Origin of the sequence: Paenibacillus sp. 2TAB19, assembly GCF_052115185.1 — a bacterium.
Taxonomy (GTDB): Bacteria; Bacillota; Bacilli; order Paenibacillales; family Paenibacillaceae; genus Pristimantibacillus.
Genome location: NZ_JBFRGE010000009.1, coordinates 17,558 through 33,676, shown reverse-complemented (window position 1 = coordinate 33,676; position 16,119 = coordinate 17,558). Strand labels below are relative to the sequence as shown.

15 protein-coding genes and 1 other annotated feature are annotated in these 16,119 nt (G+C 45.6%); of the genes, 10 read left to right on the top strand and 5 right to left on the bottom strand.

The window, feature by feature from the left end:
* Position 1 precedes the first annotated feature (1 nt).
* The 6 genes from AB4Z33_RS05995 to AB4Z33_RS05970 all read left to right on the top strand — a co-directional run bounded on the left by AB4Z33_RS05995 (position 2) and on the right by AB4Z33_RS05970 (position 7,767).
* Positions 2–880 (top strand): arylamine N-acetyltransferase family protein, encoded by an 879-nt coding sequence (locus tag AB4Z33_RS05995; RefSeq protein WP_442049044.1) that lies wholly within the window; start codon positions 2–4, stop codon positions 878–880.
* Between the two features lie 57 nt (positions 881–937).
* Positions 938–1,201: a binding site (T-box leader), on the top strand.
* Positions 1,202–1,313: 112 nt separating this feature from the next.
* Complete coding sequence (gene asd, locus AB4Z33_RS05990) at positions 1,314–2,399, top strand: aspartate-semialdehyde dehydrogenase (protein ID WP_337101194.1); 1,086 nt, start codon at positions 1,314–1,316, stop codon at positions 2,397–2,399.
* 164 nt (positions 2,400–2,563) lie between these two features.
* On the top strand, positions 2,564–4,948 hold the full coding sequence (locus AB4Z33_RS05985; protein ID WP_442049043.1) for a polyprenyl synthetase family protein: 2,385 nt from the start codon (positions 2,564–2,566) through the stop codon (positions 4,946–4,948).
* Between the two features lie 27 nt (positions 4,949–4,975).
* Positions 4,976–5,431 (top strand): GNAT family N-acetyltransferase, encoded by a 456-nt coding sequence (locus tag AB4Z33_RS05980; protein ID WP_442049042.1) that lies wholly within the window; start codon positions 4,976–4,978, stop codon positions 5,429–5,431.
* A gap of 27 nt (positions 5,432–5,458) precedes the next feature.
* Positions 5,459–6,022 (top strand): GNAT family N-acetyltransferase, encoded by a 564-nt coding sequence (locus AB4Z33_RS05975; RefSeq protein WP_442049041.1) that lies wholly within the window; start codon positions 5,459–5,461, stop codon positions 6,020–6,022.
* Between the two features lie 263 nt (positions 6,023–6,285).
* Positions 6,286–7,767: an Lsa family ABC-F type ribosomal protection protein gene (locus AB4Z33_RS05970; protein WP_442049040.1), complete on the top strand. Its 1,482-nt coding sequence runs from the start codon at positions 6,286–6,288 to the stop codon at positions 7,765–7,767.
* A gap of 15 nt (positions 7,768–7,782) precedes the next feature.
* Here the strand turns inward: AB4Z33_RS05970 and AB4Z33_RS05965 are convergent, their stop codons facing one another.
* The 5 genes from AB4Z33_RS05965 to AB4Z33_RS05945 all read right to left on the bottom strand — a co-directional run bounded on the left by AB4Z33_RS05965 (position 7,783) and on the right by AB4Z33_RS05945 (position 13,318).
* Positions 7,783–8,925, bottom strand: coding sequence for a Ger(x)C family spore germination protein (locus AB4Z33_RS05965; protein ID WP_442049141.1), 1,143 nt, complete (start codon positions 8,923–8,925; stop codon positions 7,783–7,785).
* Positions 8,922–10,016: a GerAB/ArcD/ProY family transporter gene (locus AB4Z33_RS05960; RefSeq protein ID WP_442049039.1), complete on the bottom strand. Its 1,095-nt coding sequence runs from the start codon at positions 10,014–10,016 to the stop codon at positions 8,922–8,924. Before AB4Z33_RS05960 ends, AB4Z33_RS05965 begins: the two co-directional genes overlap by 4 nt.
* Positions 10,013–11,464: a spore germination protein gene (locus AB4Z33_RS05955; protein WP_442049038.1), complete on the bottom strand. Its 1,452-nt coding sequence runs from the start codon at positions 11,462–11,464 to the stop codon at positions 10,013–10,015. Before AB4Z33_RS05955 ends, AB4Z33_RS05960 begins: the two co-directional genes overlap by 4 nt.
* Before the next feature lie 130 nt (positions 11,465–11,594).
* Complete coding sequence (locus AB4Z33_RS05950) at positions 11,595–12,611, bottom strand: zinc-dependent alcohol dehydrogenase (RefSeq protein ID WP_442049037.1); 1,017 nt, start codon at positions 12,609–12,611, stop codon at positions 11,595–11,597.
* A gap of 173 nt (positions 12,612–12,784) precedes the next feature.
* The gene (locus AB4Z33_RS05945) at positions 12,785–13,318 is read right to left on the bottom strand and encodes a TetR/AcrR family transcriptional regulator (protein WP_442049036.1); all 534 of its coding nucleotides are present in this window, start codon (positions 13,316–13,318) and stop codon (positions 12,785–12,787) included.
* A gap of 197 nt (positions 13,319–13,515) precedes the next feature.
* Here AB4Z33_RS05945 and AB4Z33_RS05940 point away from each other — a divergent pair, with 197 nt between their 5' ends.
* From AB4Z33_RS05940 to AB4Z33_RS05925, 4 genes are all read left to right on the top strand, one after another.
* Entirely contained in the window at positions 13,516–14,277 is a 762-nt protein-coding gene (locus AB4Z33_RS05940) for an SDR family oxidoreductase (protein WP_442049035.1), read from the top strand.
* A 175-nt stretch (positions 14,278–14,452) separates the two neighbouring features.
* Complete coding sequence (locus AB4Z33_RS05935; RefSeq protein WP_442049034.1) at positions 14,453–15,031, top strand: TetR/AcrR family transcriptional regulator; 579 nt, start codon at positions 14,453–14,455, stop codon at positions 15,029–15,031.
* 107 nt (positions 15,032–15,138) lie between these two features.
* Positions 15,139–15,627, top strand: coding sequence for a hypothetical protein (locus tag AB4Z33_RS05930; protein ID WP_442049033.1), 489 nt, complete (start codon positions 15,139–15,141; stop codon positions 15,625–15,627).
* Positions 15,628–15,795: 168 nt separating this feature from the next.
* A complete protein-coding gene (locus tag AB4Z33_RS05925) occupies positions 15,796–16,119 on the top strand; it encodes a hypothetical protein (RefSeq protein WP_442049032.1) in 324 nt (107 codons plus the stop codon).

The following is a 16,119-nucleotide window of genomic DNA, read 5'->3' as shown; positions in this document are numbered from 1 at the left end:
TATGTATACGCTCGCGAAAGAAGAAATAAAGGCTTACTTGCAGCGAATTGGAATCGCGGAACATCAGCCGCCAACAAAAGCTTACTTGGTTGCTCTTCATGAGGCGCATGTTCGAACACTTACTTGGCAAACCATAGATATTTTTACAAGRAAACCGGCTATGATCGGATTTAAGCCTTCCGTACAGCTGATTCTAAGCGGCAGAAGCGGTTATTGCTTTCATCTGAACGGGGCGTTCAGCGCGCTTCTTCATTCATTGGGTTATCAGGTTAACCTGCATCGCGCTGGCGTTCAGCCATTGGGTTTAGAACCGCGAGTCAACTCGTTCCATTTGGGACTCAGCGTCGATTTTAATGATGAACAATCGAAGCCTGAGAAGTGGATTGTGGATGTAGGACTCGGGGACATGCCCTATCGTCCTCTGCCCATGCAATACGGATCATATGAGCAAGGCCCATTGCGTTATCAGGTGACGGAATCAACGGTCGTGAAGCCAGGCTGGAGGCTTGAGCATGATCCGAACGCTTCTTTTGTTGGCGTAGATATTGATGCTGAAGTGCTGAATGGGCTGGATGAGTTCTATCCGAAGCATGAGCATTATAGCCGTTCACCAGAATCTCCATGGATGAATATATTTCTAATAAGACAACGCGATGCGGAGGAAAGCARTGAGCTTCGCGGCTGTATCTGGAGCAAGCGAGACCGTAATGGAGTGTCAAAAACCGAATTGGTTAATGAGTCGCAATGGCTTAGCGTGCTAGCAGACGTGTTTGGAGAAAAGCTCGTTCACTACGACAGCATCGAACGAAACGTTTTATGGAAAAGGGTTGAAGCTGACCATCAAGCATGGAAGGCTTCTAGGGCTGACGAAATTAATTAATTTATTTTCAAAAAAAATGTTTACCTTTGAAAAGTAATTTGATAATATAATCGCATATGAAATGCTATGAAGAGACGAGTAAATAAAGGGATACTTTCACAGAGAGCTCCGTCCGCTGAAAAGGAGCAAAGCGTACTTTATTGAACAAAGACTCAGAGCAGCGCATGGGAACTGTGAACAACGGGGATCATGTGCCAGGAGCTCCTGTTACAGAGCTAGAGTATAAGCATTAATTGACAATGTCGTACTCGAAGAGGCTAATATGGCGACATATTGGCGAATCTGGGGTGGTACCGCGAGTATAATAATCTCGTCCCTAAGACATCAGTCTTGGGGGTGGGATTTTTTTGTTGCCTTTATGGAAAGGATAGCTTGCAAGTAACATAGTATAGGTTGCCCATTCATATTTCATGCGAAAGGATTTGAAGAGCAAATGTCACAATTACTCAAAGTTGCTATCGTCGGAGGAACAGGCATGGTTGGCCAACGCTTCGTTCAATTGCTCGACGGTCACCCATGGTTCAAAGTAACAGCAATCGCTGCCAGCGCCAGCTCGGCCGGCAAAACATATGAACAATCCGTACAAGGAAGATGGAAGCTAGCTACCCCAATTCCTGAAGAAGTGAAACAAATCGTCGTTCAAGACGCTTCCAAAGTGGAAGAGGTTGCGGCTGACGTAGACTTTATCTTCTGCGCGGTCGATATGAAGAAAGATGAAATTAAAGCGTTGGAAGAAGCTTACGCGAAGACAGGAACGCCGGTAATCTCCAACAACTCGGCGCATCGCTGGACAGCGGACGTTCCGATGATCATTCCGGAAATCAACCCAAGCCATATGGATATTATCGCAGCACAACGCAAACGCCTTGGAACTTCGACCGGCTTCATCGCCGTGAAGCCGAACTGCTCTATCCAAAGCTATGTGCCGGCCCTTCATGCGCTTCAGGATTTCAAACCGACGACAGTCGTGGCATCGACTTACCAGGCGATCTCCGGAGCAGGCAAAAACTTCACCGACTGGCCGGATATGCTCGACAATGTTATCCCGTATATTGGCGGCGAAGAAGAGAAAAGCGAGCAGGAGCCGCTTCGAATCTGGGGCAGCATCGAGAACGACCAGATCGTGAAAGCAAGCGCTCCATTGATCACGACGCAGTGCATCCGCGTACCGGTAACGGACGGACATCTCGCAACGGTATTCGTATCGTTCGAGAACAAACCTTCGAAGGAAGAAATTCTTGCTCGTTGGCAGAACTTCAAAGGCCGTCCTCAAGAGCTGGAATTGCCTAGCGCGCCTAAGCAATTCATTACGTATTTCGAGGAAGAGAACAGACCGCAGACGAAGCTGGATCGCGACATCGAGAACGGCATGGGCGTATCGGCGGGCAGATTGCGCGAGGACTCGTTGTATGATTTCAAATTCGTAGGCTTATCGCACAACACGCTTCGCGGCGCGGCTGGCGGCGCAGTACTGATCGCTGAACTGCTGAAAGCGGAAGGTTATATTCAAGCGAAGTAAGGGTATAGAAATCAAAAAAAACAAGAGCGCAGATCTAACTGCACTCTTGTTTTTTTGTTCATAATAAGCCAACATAAGGAATGAGCTCAAAGTGCTCCGTAACCGGGATCATTTTGACGCGTATTATTGTTTTATCATAAACAGAAGGTGAGTTAATCTATCGTATGAATGTGGGAATATCCGAACGTTCCGATACATGGTATAACAATGCTGAGGTGAAGGCGGCTCAGTATTTTCATTCGCTTTCGGCGCAGGTTGCAAGCAAGTCCTATGTGGCAACCTTGACGGAAGACATTCGATTATGGCAAAAGGTTCATGTCAAACCTCACTCTTTGCTTACGATGCTTACGCGATTAAACAAGAGACCGGAAGCTCATGATTACAGCAGATATATCCGCTGGTTGAGCGACAATGGGAAGCTGGATAGTTATTTGGATCGAAGCGTGTCGTATATTTATATGAGGGATTTGGGCAAAGCGCTGCATTCTTCCGAGGCAAAGGACCAAATAAGAGATATAGTTAACGACGTTAAGAAACACTTGTTGCGCGGTTCCCATACGAAGCAAAACGAGCAGCCGCAATTAATGAACATGCACGGTCTATATCGTTGGGCCCAGAAGGAAGGCATCGAAAACGCCGCTATTTGGGTGATCGGCAAGATAAGGGCCGTAACCTCGATTATTCCGGATGGAATGAATGCGGAACAAGCTGTCCGCAAGCTGATCAAGCTTATTGTTGGTGTCGTCATGCATGTCATGGACGACATGGACAGTTCCGTATTGCCAGCAGATCGTGCTAAGCGATTGGATGAAGCGATCAGACTCGGTTATTCCTACGGCCTGACCTATCCATTCATTGATGATCTGCTCGATTCTAGAGTGTTGGATCATGAAGAGAAAAAACAATATTCCCAAATGATCCGTGCGACGCTTATGGATGGAGCCGTACCGGATATAGAAGAATGGAACGGCAACAATAGAGAACTAGTGCATTTCGTGCACGCAGAGCTGCGCGACGCATTCGAATATATTAAGCGGCGCCAATTGCCGGATACGATGCAAGCCTTCACAGAACAGTCCTATGTATTTTTTCATTCCCAGGATCTAGACCGAATGAAGGAGCTTCACAATTCAAGCTACACGAATGAGGAGCTATATTTGCCTGTTATCATTAAGTCGTCCTCTTCACGGCTGATTGTTCGTTCCGTTATCGGGTCTGATGCAGATGACGGTTTCGATCAACGAACCTTTTATTACGGAATTTATAATCAGCTTGCTGATGATTTTGCCGATATGTTCGACGATATGAGGGACGGAGCGGTTACGGCTTACACTTATTATTTAACCTATCGTGACAGCCGTCCAGATCTCATTAATCCGTATGAATTGTATTGGGCGGTCATCGCTTACTTGATTCATAATGTATATGACTCCGATGCCAAGTCTCGTGAGGTGCTGTTGTCGCGTGCCATTAACGGTCTTAAGCGATGCAAGCAACGTGTCGGTGATGTGAAGTATAACGAGATCATGGACATATTTGCTTCGGGAAATCCGGTGTTCAATCGACTTATTGGGCGGGTGGTAGGCCGAGCTGACAACGTTGATTTCTATGATAAGCTGCTGCGGGATCAGATGGTGGACGTTCTTAGAAACGACAGGCAAGAGAAGGAGCAGTTTCTAGAGACGATCAAAAATGTACGGGATCAGATCAATAGCCATCTGCCAATCTCTAAGCCAAACGGGATTCCCGCCATGAAAGAAACGCTGATTGACGCTGCCAACTATAGTCTGAACGGGGATGGCAAGCGAATTCGTCCTATACTGACTTGGGTCATGGGCGTTAATGAATACGGATTGAGTCCTACGGGGATATTGCCGCTTCTTAGATCGCTCGAATATATGCATACCGCTTCGTTGATCTTCGATGATTTGCCGTCGCAAGATAATTCTTCTGCCCGCAGGGGGCGTCCAACGCTGCATCAGCTTCATAATAGCGCTACAGCGGAATTAACGGGACTGTATCTCATACAAAAAGGGATTGAAGAGCAAGCGTCGCTTGTCGCGTTCGATGCCAATAACGTGCTTGCAGTGATCCGCTATTCCTCTCAGAAAGCTGCCGATATGAGCGCGGGCCAGGCAATGGATTTGAATGCCAGAGGCAAAGAGCTTACGCTTGAGCAATTGAACACGATCAGTTATTACAAAACGGGAATTGCTTTCGAAGCTTCACTCGTCATGCCGGCCATTCTTGCCCAAGTAGGGGATTCAGAGATACAATCGTTGAAGAAGTTTTCGTATCATGCGGGAATCGCCTTCCAAATTAAGGATGATTTACTTGATGCGGAAGGGAATATTCAAGTGCTTGGCAAGCCTGCAGGTCAAGATATTGCCAACAACAATTCGACCTTCGTAACCGTTCTTGGCGTGGAGGATGCGCGTAAGACGATGTGGGATCATTATTGTCTAGCGATGGAAGTACTGAGAGATATTCCTCGCAATACGGCTTTCTTAAAGCAATTATTGAATTATTTAATTACTCGTGATAAATAGGTAGTAAGACGTAGGAGTGGAGACGCTATGGATATCAGAGTGGATGATTTATCCGATTCCAAAGTGATTGCTTTGGTTAATTATCATCTTCAAGGGATGTACGACAATACGCCGGCTGAAAGTGTGCATGCGCTGGGACTTGCTGAACTCAGAAAGCCGGATATTACGTTTTGGAGCGCTTGGGAGGGAGAGGAGCTGCTTGGTTGCGGTGCAATCAAGCAGCTGGATCCGAAGCACGGAGAGATTAAGTCCATGCGCACGGCTGCCGAGCATCTTCGAAAAGGCGTAGCCAAAAAAATTTTGCTGCAAATGCTCGAGACAGCGAAAGCTAGAGGGTATGAGCGTTTGAGCTTGGAAACGGGGAGCACGATCGATTTCGAGCCAGCGAGAATGCTTTATGAGCGACTGGGCTTCGCCTACTGCGGGCCGTTCGCGGACTATACCGACGATCCGCTTAGCGCCTTTATGACGAAGGAATTGTAGGTCCAATTAGAGAAAGCGGGGATAGCGATGACACAAAACTTCAGCATCGGAAAAGCGACCCTCCTGAACGGGACATTTACGATTGGACAAGCTAGGCAAGAGGACACGGATGCGATTCTAGCGCTCTTGCTGGAAACGGCGAAGTGGCTGCAAAGCAAAGGCTCAACCCAGTGGAGCGCACTGCTAAGCGGGGAAGACTCGCATGATACAGCCGGGGCGATCAGAAGAGGCGATGTCTTCATTGCCAAGGACGGAGAGACAGCGGCAGGTATCGTTATTCTGATGCGCGAGCCAAGCGAGTGGGATCTTTGTCTATGGGAAGATGCAGCGAGTTCATACGATCGCGCCATCTATCTGCATCGCCTTGCAATCAGCCGTAGTTATGCGAAGTCGGGGCTTGGCGAAGCCATTCTGCAATGGTCCAATTCAGGCATATTGTTCGAAGGCAAGGACGTTGTTCGCTTAGACTGCATAGCTGACAATCCGACCCTAAATGATCTATACAGCCGGAACGGTTATGTGAATAAGGGACTAACGGATGGCTTCAACCTATACGAGAAGCCGGTTGAATTAAGAAATAAGGTATGGTAAGATACTTGTAATTTTAACGATTGGGGTTGAACGGAATAATGTAATATTTCTTGCAGCGAGTATACATGGATAAAACGATCAAGGCGAGTTATTTCGTCTGTTTTATTTGTTATATGCAAGAAAGTTACAACGTTCTTCATGACTCAATCTAAATATCCTTATCCTAATCCGCTTAGCGGGTTGGATTTGCTGTATTTATTTGAGCTACAAGAAAGTAACTTTCTTGTAGCTCTTATTTTTTTACTTACAGGAGGATATTATTTATGTCATTAATAAATGTGTCGAATTTGACGTTTGCCTACGACGGCAGCTATGATTTTATATTCGAAAACGTAAGTTTTCAGATTGATACCGATTGGAAATTAGGTTTTACGGGAAGAAACGGCAGAGGGAAAACAACCTTCTTGAACTTGCTGCTAGGTAAATACGAGTTCAGCGGCAGCATTTCGGCCAAGGTCGGCTTTGAATATTTTCCGTTCCCCGTTGCGAACAAAGAGAATAATGTGTTGGACGTTATCGACGAGATTATACCGGATTATGAGCACTGGGAATTGATGCGCGAACTTTCTTTGCTTAAAGTAACCGAGGATGTGCTATATCGGCCATTCGATTCCTTGTCGAACGGAGAGCAGACGAAAGTGCTGCTGGCGGCGTTATTTCTGAAGGAAAATAGCTTTCTGCTCATTGACGAGCCGACGAACCATTTGGACATGGAGGCTAGGAGGCTTGTCAGCCGGTATTTGAGTTCGAAAAGCGGTTATATACTCGTGTCGCATGACCGTTCCTTCCTTGATCGCTGCGTCGATCATATTCTTTCGATCAATAAGACGAATATCGAGATACAGAAGGGAAACTTCTCCGACTGGTGGGAAAATAAGCAGCGGCAGGATCACTTCGAGCTCGCCGAAAACGACAAGCTGAAGAAGGACATTCATCGCCTGTCGGAAGCGTCTAAACGTACGAGCAATTGGTCGCATGAAGTGGAGAAGACGAAAAACGGAACAAGAAATTCTGGTTCTAAGGTCGATAAAGGTTATGTTGGCCATAAGGCTGCTAAAATGATGAAACGCTCCAAATCGTTAGAGCACAGGCAGCAATCGGCCATTGATGAGAAGTCGCAACTGCTCAAAAATATCGAGAGCTCCGAGAAGTTGAAAATTGCTCAGCTTGCTTATCATAAGAAACAGCTCGCCGAGCTTGAGCATGTCTCGATCCAATATGGGGAGAAGACGGTCTGCTCGGACATCAGCTTTACGATTGAGCAAGGGGAGAGAATCGCATTAACGGGCAAAAACGGGTCCGGAAAGTCAAGCCTCATCAAGCTCATCTGCGGCGAGGATCTATCGTATACCGGAACCTTCAGACGGGGCAGCCAGCTAAAAATATCTTATGTGTCACAGGACACCTCGCATTTGTATGGCAATCTGACAGATTACGCAAGGCAAAGCGGCATTGATGAAAGCTTGTTCAAAGCGATCTTACGGAAGCTGGATTTCGCCAGAGTGCAATTCGAGAAAGATATATCGTCATACAGCGGCGGTCAGAAGAAGAAGGTGCTCATTGCCAAGAGTTTGTGCGAGAATGTCCATTTGCTAATCTGGGATGAACCGCTTAACTTCATCGATGTCATTTCCCGGATGCAAATCGAGGAGCTGCTGCTGGAATACGAGCCGACCATACTGTTCGTAGAACATGATAGCGAATTCTGCAGCAACATTGCGACGAAGACGATTGCACTGAAGTAGACTTTCGCTCGGGAACTACTTCAGCAAACCGCTTCCCGTAATATGGATGATGAACTCAGGCTCGATTTGCACGTTGCGGTACTCTTCATCCCAGTTCATTTGCTTACTCAACTTTGGATGGAAGGCCGACAAATGACCCTCAATACCAAAAACGTCACTATTCGCGGCCAACAGTTTCTTGGTTATGGCTTTTGCCTGATTATTTAGAGACAGCGCAATTTCATGGCTTAACGCTTCCTTATCCTTCTCTACCCCCGAGATATGAGGATAATTGACGATTTCACCGTATAAATGTACCTTGATGGAGCAAGTAATGGCTTGACTTGCTTCATCAACGTTTACTCGCATGTTCCGTTTCATTTTCATGGTGCTGAATGAAATCATTTCTTTGTTTGATTCATCTTGTTTTTTCGTTGTGCGAATCGGCTCTATCTCCACATTCATGATTGCCGTCTTAGCCATTTGATCCATTAAAAGCAGCAGCAACGTTGTGTCTTCACCGGATATAATCTCCCCTGTGAATCGATCGCCGTGAAACAAAGCGGCACTATCGAGAATCAAATTATTCGGTTCTTTCAATCTGATCAACGGAAGAATCGTATCCTGATGGGTGTCGAACATCTTGGACCAAAGGCTGTACAGCGATTGTTCCGGGATGACGGTGCTAATTTCAGCCGCTGTGATCGTTTGGAGAATATCGAACGAAATGGGGCTTTTCTCAAGCTTATCAACCGTTAATACGCTCGCTGCGGGATCTAGACTGATAATTACCTTGGAGGCGATGTAGCTTTTGGAGTTGCGATAAAAAAATTCCAACGGCTCGTATATGCCTTGCTTGGCTACTTTTTGATTGATTATAATGATATGTGTTTTATTACCGACGGTTTTGCCAGCAAGCATATTATCCAACTTAATACCGACTTCGAGCAGCGATTTTCCCGAAGATTGAACGAGCTCGTCTTGCAATAGAAATTGACCTCCTCCTTGGCTCTGGAGGCGCAAAGCTCTAACGGTACCTGCGAGATTATTGTTTTGATCCAAGTCCAACCCTATTCCGCTAATGATTCTTTGATCAACGATATGATTGGTATCCCAACAACCGGACAGCGGCATAGACATAAGCAGGAAAACAACGACAGTGACAAGCCTCACTCTCATGACGGACACCTTTTGGAATGTTTTTTGAAACTATACGACAGCAGCAGCATGAGAGCAGGCACTACGCCGATGACCACGAAGTAACTATTCTGAATCCATTGGCTGACTTGATCTAGTTGCTCCAGCGTCGATAAATATTGACCTACAATTACGATGACAACGCTGCTAAACATAATTGATTTCCGATACGAGCGCTGATCATGGCTTAAGCTTTTGCCGGCCATATAAAGATAGGCAATGATGGAAGTCGTCATCGGGACGATCCATAACGATAGGAAGATAAGGTCCAAACGTTCGACCATTCGATAGTCAAACCCTTTGAACATGAACAGGATAGGCGATTTTAGCTGCTTCAACGCATTCGGACTGAAGCTCACCAGACAAATAAGGACGAAGTAGGTGTACAATATCGTAACGAACAGGTTCGCGAATGAAATGACCTTCAATAATCCCCTCGTATCACTCTTCACATAGGAAAATGCAAACAAGACGATTTCAAACCCGATCATGGAAAGAAAGGTATGGTGACTTCCCTTAACGATATCGAGGAGGCCGGATTTACCAATAGGAAGCAGGTAAGAGAAATGAAGCTCTTTCGTCCAATCGAGAAAGCTCATCAAAATTAATATTACAAAAAGGAAGGAAGTAACGACCAAAAAGCGGGAAATAATTCGGATATCCTCAAGCACCAAGAACAGGCAAGTCKCAACGATGAGAATGAGCAACGCCCAATTAGGCGTATGCGGCAGCAACCACATATTTATCATTTCGATGTACAGCGTAGAGGAAAGGCCCGCAATGATCAAACAGCAGACGCCAAAAAAGATGTTATACGCTTTGCCTGCGATATTTCCGAATAGCTTAATTGTCATCTCGGGAAAATTGTAATTCGGCAGCCTCTTGTACAACAGCCAATAGATAATTAGCAGCAGTTGAACGGCAGCTCCGGCGATTAAAGTAGAGATCCAACCATCCCCGTCAACCGATTGCTGCATGTCGGATGGCAAAGACAATAACCCAATTCCGATCTGACTTTGGATAATCAAATAAAACAATTGAAATTTCGATATCGATGCACGCGCAGCGCTCAACTTTTTTTCCACCTTTTGAAAAATGACATGTGACCGCTCTCGAAACCGGGCTTACTATGCCGCTTCCACTCAGGCAATCTCAATAATGAATCTCTAATTCGCTTTGGACGATAGTTCGTAAACGGATAGAAATACGGCTCGCCAAACGTTTCCAGCTTGCATAAATGCATGACGATAACCATTAACATAAGCACAATTCCGAAAAATCCGAATAGTGACGCTGCTATAATCATCGGAAATCCCAATATGCGTAGACTTGTTCCGAATTCGCTTAGCGGTGTGACGAATGAAGCTATGGCGGTCAATCCGATAACGACAATCATCGTATTGGAGACCAGATGAGCTTCTACAACCGCTGTTCCGATTACGAGACCGCCGACAATGCCGATGGTTTGCGAGATGGGCGACGGCAGACGAATGGAAGCCTCCTTTAAGATCTCGAGCGTGATTTGCATAACGAGCGCCTCTAAGATAGGAGGAAACGGAACGTACGTCAATGAAACCTTGATGGAATAAAAAATACCTAAAGGAAGAACCTCTGCGTGAAACGATACAATGGCAATGTAAATGGCAGGCAATGTAATGGCGAATATAAAGCTGAGCAGACGAATCAAACGGAAAAAGGTACCTGATACCCATCTGCTAGAAAAGTCATCTGGAGATTGATAGAAGGAAAAAAAGTTGATCGGAACAACTAATACGTTCGGGCTTCCGTCAACGATAATACATAACTTGCCTTCCATTAAGTAGGAGATCACTCGATCGGGCCGTTCTGTTTTGAGCGACTGGGCAAAAGGGGATAGAGGATGCTCCTCGATCCATTCTTCTATATTTTCAATGGAATAGAGATGATCCGTTTCGAACGCGGCCAACCTCTGGGTGCATTCGGCGACAATGTCCGGGTTAATGAGCCCATCCATATATAACATAGCGATGTTCGAACTCGTGATTTTGCCTATTTGTTGATACTTGACTTTCAGCTTGGTGCTTCTTAGCCGCTTTCGGATCAGATAGATATTGGTATCAACACTTTCAATGAATCCCTCATGCGGACCAATTACGGTCTGTTCTTCTTTCGGCTCCTCTATGGAACGGCTTAAATTTTCTGCAACGCATATAAGTGTAGCTTTGGGATCGTTATCGGATAAGAGGATGCACGAGCCATCGAGCAAAGCGTCGACAATGAGAGCAAGATCGGTTGTCCGATTAACGACGGCAGATGAAACGGTATCATCATCTAAATCAAGATTGTTAACCACTAGCGGTTCGATGAGGCCGGTATGAATCAGATCTGTCTTCACAAGCGTATTCAAGTAAAGGATCAGGCAGATTTGGTTATGCACAAGCATTTTTTTTGTAGACAAATCCTCTGTATCCGTGAACTGATGCTGAATAAGGGCAGCATTGCGATCAATATCGTTGGTTAACTCGTTTACGCCAGAAGACATCTTTCACCTCGGAACACATTTTATTTCAATATGCCCAATTCGTACGGATCGTATCAACCGATATAGTAAAAGGACCTCAAACTCCGCTGGTAGGCGTGGAATGAGGTCCTTGCGTTATTTTGGATGATGATTAAGTCATATCGACTATCACTTTAACCGTTCCTTTAGCTTCGATCGCTTTGTTGAAAGCCTCCCCGATATCGTCAAGCTTGAACACTTGCGTGATGAGTCCGGATAACTTGTCTTTATAACGGTCAAGATGCTCGACGACCTTCGAGATATCTTCATGCGTATAGCCGCTTGCGCCTTTGATCTGTACTTCTTTGGACATGACATGAGCAAGGCTAACGGGAACATCGCTCTTATAAACGGCAATAACCGAAATTTTCGCATGAGGTTTGGTGATTGTCAGTACGTTCTCGAATAATGACGGTGCACCAGCAGCATCGATGAATACATCGACATTCGGCACGTTCTGGCGGTACACGCTCGTCTCGCCAAAATGCCGGGTCAGCCCTTCTTGTAGGCTTTCGGTGCTTGTATTGACGGTAAGGGCGCCTAGCTCGGCTGCCTTGCTTAAGCGCCATTCATCCATATCGACCACGCAAAYCTTCGTCATGCCTTCCGCGATCAAGCTTGCCGCAGCCGTAAGACCGATAGGTCCGGCGCCTAGAACGACGATGTTATCGGTCGACACCGGATTTGCGCTGAATGCGCCGTGACGGCCTACGCTCATCGGCTCCATCAGAGCTGCGACCTCTAGCGGTATGCTGTCTGCCATTGCATACAAGTTATAATCGAGAGCCGCATCTTCTACAACTACATATTGCGAGAAGCCGGAGCATTCCAATGATTTGTACCTTCCGACTTTTTTCGCCGTGATCGGATTTATTCCAACATGCATGCCGATTGCCAGACTTGACGATACTTCTGCACCGACCTCGACCACTTCGCCTACCATTTCATGTCCGAACTCGGAACCCAAGCTAATGCCCATATTGCCGGCGCCGGTCTTCACTATATTAATGTCTGTGCCGCAGATGCCGCTTCGCAGGTTACGAACTAAGACGTCCTTTGGCCCAATGCTGGGAATGGCTCGTTCTTCCACTCGAATATCGTTTTTTCCATAATAAATCGCTGCTTTCATCGTATAAAGTCACTCCTTCTAGTAATAGGAACTGACAATATCGTAATCGTTTTCAAACCCTTGAGCAAACGACAACAGAGGCCGTTTCGTCATATAAGCTACACAATGAAAGCATGTGTAAATTTAGAGCCTACATGTTAGACAGAAAAGAGCTGATTTTTTTTGCGTGGCAGCTAGAGATTGAACTTGATAATCTGCGATGCCAAATAATGCGGTGAATACGGCATATCATTGCCAAGCCACAGCGATATGGTGCCTACGAGTGCAGAAGCGCCATACCATGCCGTAATTTCTCTTGGGACAGTGCTAATTGGATTTTGTGCATTGGATTCCGAAGGTGACTTATATTCGTTGTTTTTCAATATGAGTTGAACCATTAATTCAAGAAATTTTGGCGTGAATACAGGTATTTTTTTGGAGACTAATAACACTTTATATACTTTAGCATGGCTTGCGATATACTCCATTAAGTTCACGAGTGTCGAGCGCACATAATCGTTTATATTTTGTTCCTTTTGCTTCTCTAGTAAGATAGTCTCGATCTCATTGATCATTTCGTTCACGAAGCTGTCGATCATATCCTCTATATCCTTGTAGTGGAGATAGAAGGTTACGCGGTTGATTCCCGCTCTGGTCGTTATGAGGTTCACGGATATTTTTCTGAATTCGACCTCTTGAATCAATTCGAAGAAGGCGTCATGAATCAATTGTCTTGTTCGAATAATCCTTGGGTCTAAGATATGGGTGTTGTGCAAAGGATCACCTCATTCGTGTAGATAATTTACATGTGTATATTATACTACAGCTGTAAGTCTTGTGAAACAAATGGACATTGACAAGCTCATACAAAAATCTCTATAATTTTATTGTACAGTTGTTCAATAAATCGCTGGAGGGATTCATTATGCGTTTAGAAGGTAAAGTAGCGGTTGTAACAGGCGCCGCATCCGGTATGGGGAAAGCTATTGCGGAGTTGTATGCAAAAGAAGGAGCAAGCGTCGTCGTCTCGGATTTGAACATCGAAGGCGCGGAAGCGGTTGCAGCAGGCATTCAGTCAAACAGAGGCAAAGCTATTGCCGTGAAAACGAATGTAGCCGACCTGAACGATGTGAATACAATGATCGATACAGCCGTTTACGAATTCGGCACGCTCGATATTTTGGTCAACAATGCCGGCATTATGGATAACATGGCTGCTGTGGGCGATGTGAATGATGATAAATGGGATCTTATCTTTGATGTGAACACGAAGGGCGTTATGCGCGCGATTCGCAAAGCGCTTCCGATCTTCTTGGAGAAGGGCAAAGGCGTTATTGTGAATACTGCTTCTACGGGCGGCTTCAGCGGTGCTCATGCGGGCGCTGCTTATACGGCTTCCAAGCATGCGGTTGTCGGCATTACCAAAAACACAGGTTATATGTATGCTCAAAAAGGTATTCGCTGTAATGCGATTGCTCCAGGCGCGACGATGACGAACATCACTTCTTCCATTAACAATATGGACGAGTTCGGCGCTTCGCGTACGAGATTGACGCAAGGGGTCATTCCTCGTTTGGGACAACCGGAAGAAATCGCACAAGTCGCTCTGTTCCTGGCATCGGATGAATCCAGCTTTGTGAACGGCGCAATTATTGCGGCAGATGCAGGCTGGACGGCTGGCTTCTAATTCATCTATCTAATATCAAGTAAATCCAATCCATAGACTACAAGCAGCGATCGCTGCCTGTAGTCTATTTTTCTTTTCAGATCGCTGCTTACACCTTATAATTATTGAACAGATACGTATGAAATCGTATGATAAACGAATAATAGCGTTGCATGATAAGAGGGGAACAGAGGAAATGAACGAGAACGACCTAAGAGTCATTAAGACAAAAAAAGCGCTGCATCAAGCGCTGCTGGCATTATTGAAATCCAAAGCGCTCGAATCGATTTCCGTCTCCACCTTATGCAGGGAAGCAGCCGTGAATAGAGGAACGTTTTATTTGCATTATAAGGACGTCGGAGCATTGTTCGACGAGCATCTCCATCATTTGCTTAAGGATCTGGAGGAGTCCTTCTATGAGCCTTACCGGCTTGTGCCGGATCTCATTTCGAGAGGGCTTGATCCTTCGACGATTCGGATCTTTCACCATGTGAAAAAATATCAGCCGTTTTACGAGATCGTTTTCGATAAAAAATCGTCGTTGTCTTACTATTATTCGTTGCTGGACAAAATCAAAAGCCTCATCACGGACAGTTCCCCGATTGCTAAAGTCGCAGAAGGAGACATTTCCATGATGGTTACCTATCAAGCTAATGCGATTATGGGGTTGCTCATTCAATGGAGCATGGAGGGCTTTGCCCGCAGCCCGGAATCCATGAGCGAGCAACTCACCTATTCCTTGAAGCTGCAGCAGAAGGGGCTAACCTTTGAGTAGGCTAGCTGATATGTAATGGCAGACTTGAAAATTTCACAAACTGTTCACTTATGCGGACACTTCCTCTTTTTTTATAATGGGTAAAGTAAAAGAGAGGATGATGGAGAGTGCCAGAAACAAAAAGAGAAGATTTTTATTTTGGGATGATGATGTGTATCGGGATGGTCATATTCATGACGAGTTACAATTTGATTCGGAATGATCTGATTGGGACGATTTCATTCACAGGCGTTATCATGCAACTTGTTTTAGGTTTTATTGTCGCATTCCTAATTGAATGGTTTGTGGTAGGTCCGATTGCCAAGAAGATTGCCTTCTCATTGCCTTATGACAAATCCAAGAAGGTGCTTGTGATCGTTTCGTTAGCCTTCTTTATGGTAAGCGGCATGGTGCTGTGTATGTCTTTTTTTGGACTTGCAATGACATACTTTGCTGACCAATTAGACGGGCATTCGCTATTCCAAAGCTATGTCTCGAATGTTTGGCACAATTATGTATTTGCTTTCCCGCTCCAGCTCATCGTTATGGGACCTCTGGTTCGCTATCTGTTCGTCAAATTCGTGAAAAATAAAATGTCCGCGCAACCCGTTGGATAATATCGGAAATAACTGCTAACAAATAAGCCGCTCTGGATTGAGCGGCTTATTTGTTGTTTGGATCCCAATCAAAAGCTTGACATCAATCGATAGCATCGTATACATTTGTATACATAAAGTGAGTTGTATACATATGTATACAYAACACAACGATGAGGAGGAAAGTCAATGCGTGAAGGACATGGACATAGAGGCAGACATGGTCAACGGGAGCATGGAGAGCACCGGGAGCACGGCCATCATCACCACAAGAGCGCTCAAACGTTCCGGAGAGGCAGAGCACTCGCCTTTCTGGAGAAGCTTCAGGTAACTCAAGCGACGCTTAAGCGCCAGTTGAACGACCCTGAGCTTGAAAGCATTAAGGGCGTCATTAGCGGTGAGTTAAAGGCAACAGAATCGATTATGGATGAGTTTATTCATATGTTCCAGCTCCATGAGACTGCAGCTGAAGAGCAGGCTGCTGATGTGAATCCAAACGATGAAAGGGCATGA

What these genes read in the sequence shown, in the direction of transcription:
- asd (WP_337101194.1), top strand. Translation starts at nt 1,314, where the DNA reads ATGTCACAATTACTCAAAGTTGCTATCGTCGGAGGAACAGGCATGGTT.
- AB4Z33_RS05985 (WP_442049043.1), top strand. Translation starts at nt 2,564, where the DNA reads ATGAATGTGGGAATATCCGAACGTTCCGATACATGGTATAACAATGCT.
- AB4Z33_RS05980 (WP_442049042.1), top strand. Translation starts at nt 4,976, where the DNA reads ATGGATATCAGAGTGGATGATTTATCCGATTCCAAAGTGATTGCTTTG.
- AB4Z33_RS05975 (WP_442049041.1), top strand. Translation starts at nt 5,459, where the DNA reads ATGACACAAAACTTCAGCATCGGAAAAGCGACCCTCCTGAACGGGACA.
- AB4Z33_RS05970 (WP_442049040.1), top strand. Translation starts at nt 6,286, where the DNA reads ATGTCATTAATAAATGTGTCGAATTTGACGTTTGCCTACGACGGCAGC.
- AB4Z33_RS05965 (WP_442049141.1), bottom strand. Translation starts at nt 8,925, where the DNA reads ATGAGAGTGAGGCTTGTCACTGTCGTTGTTTTCCTGCTTATGTCTATG.
- AB4Z33_RS05955 (WP_442049038.1), bottom strand. Translation starts at nt 11,464, where the DNA reads ATGTCTTCTGGCGTAAACGAGTTAACCAACGATATTGATCGCAATGCT.
- AB4Z33_RS05940 (WP_442049035.1), top strand. Translation starts at nt 13,516, where the DNA reads ATGCGTTTAGAAGGTAAAGTAGCGGTTGTAACAGGCGCCGCATCCGGT.
- AB4Z33_RS05935 (WP_442049034.1), top strand. Translation starts at nt 14,453, where the DNA reads ATGAACGAGAACGACCTAAGAGTCATTAAGACAAAAAAAGCGCTGCAT.
- AB4Z33_RS05925 (WP_442049032.1), top strand. Translation starts at nt 15,796, where the DNA reads ATGCGTGAAGGACATGGACATAGAGGCAGACATGGTCAACGGGAGCAT.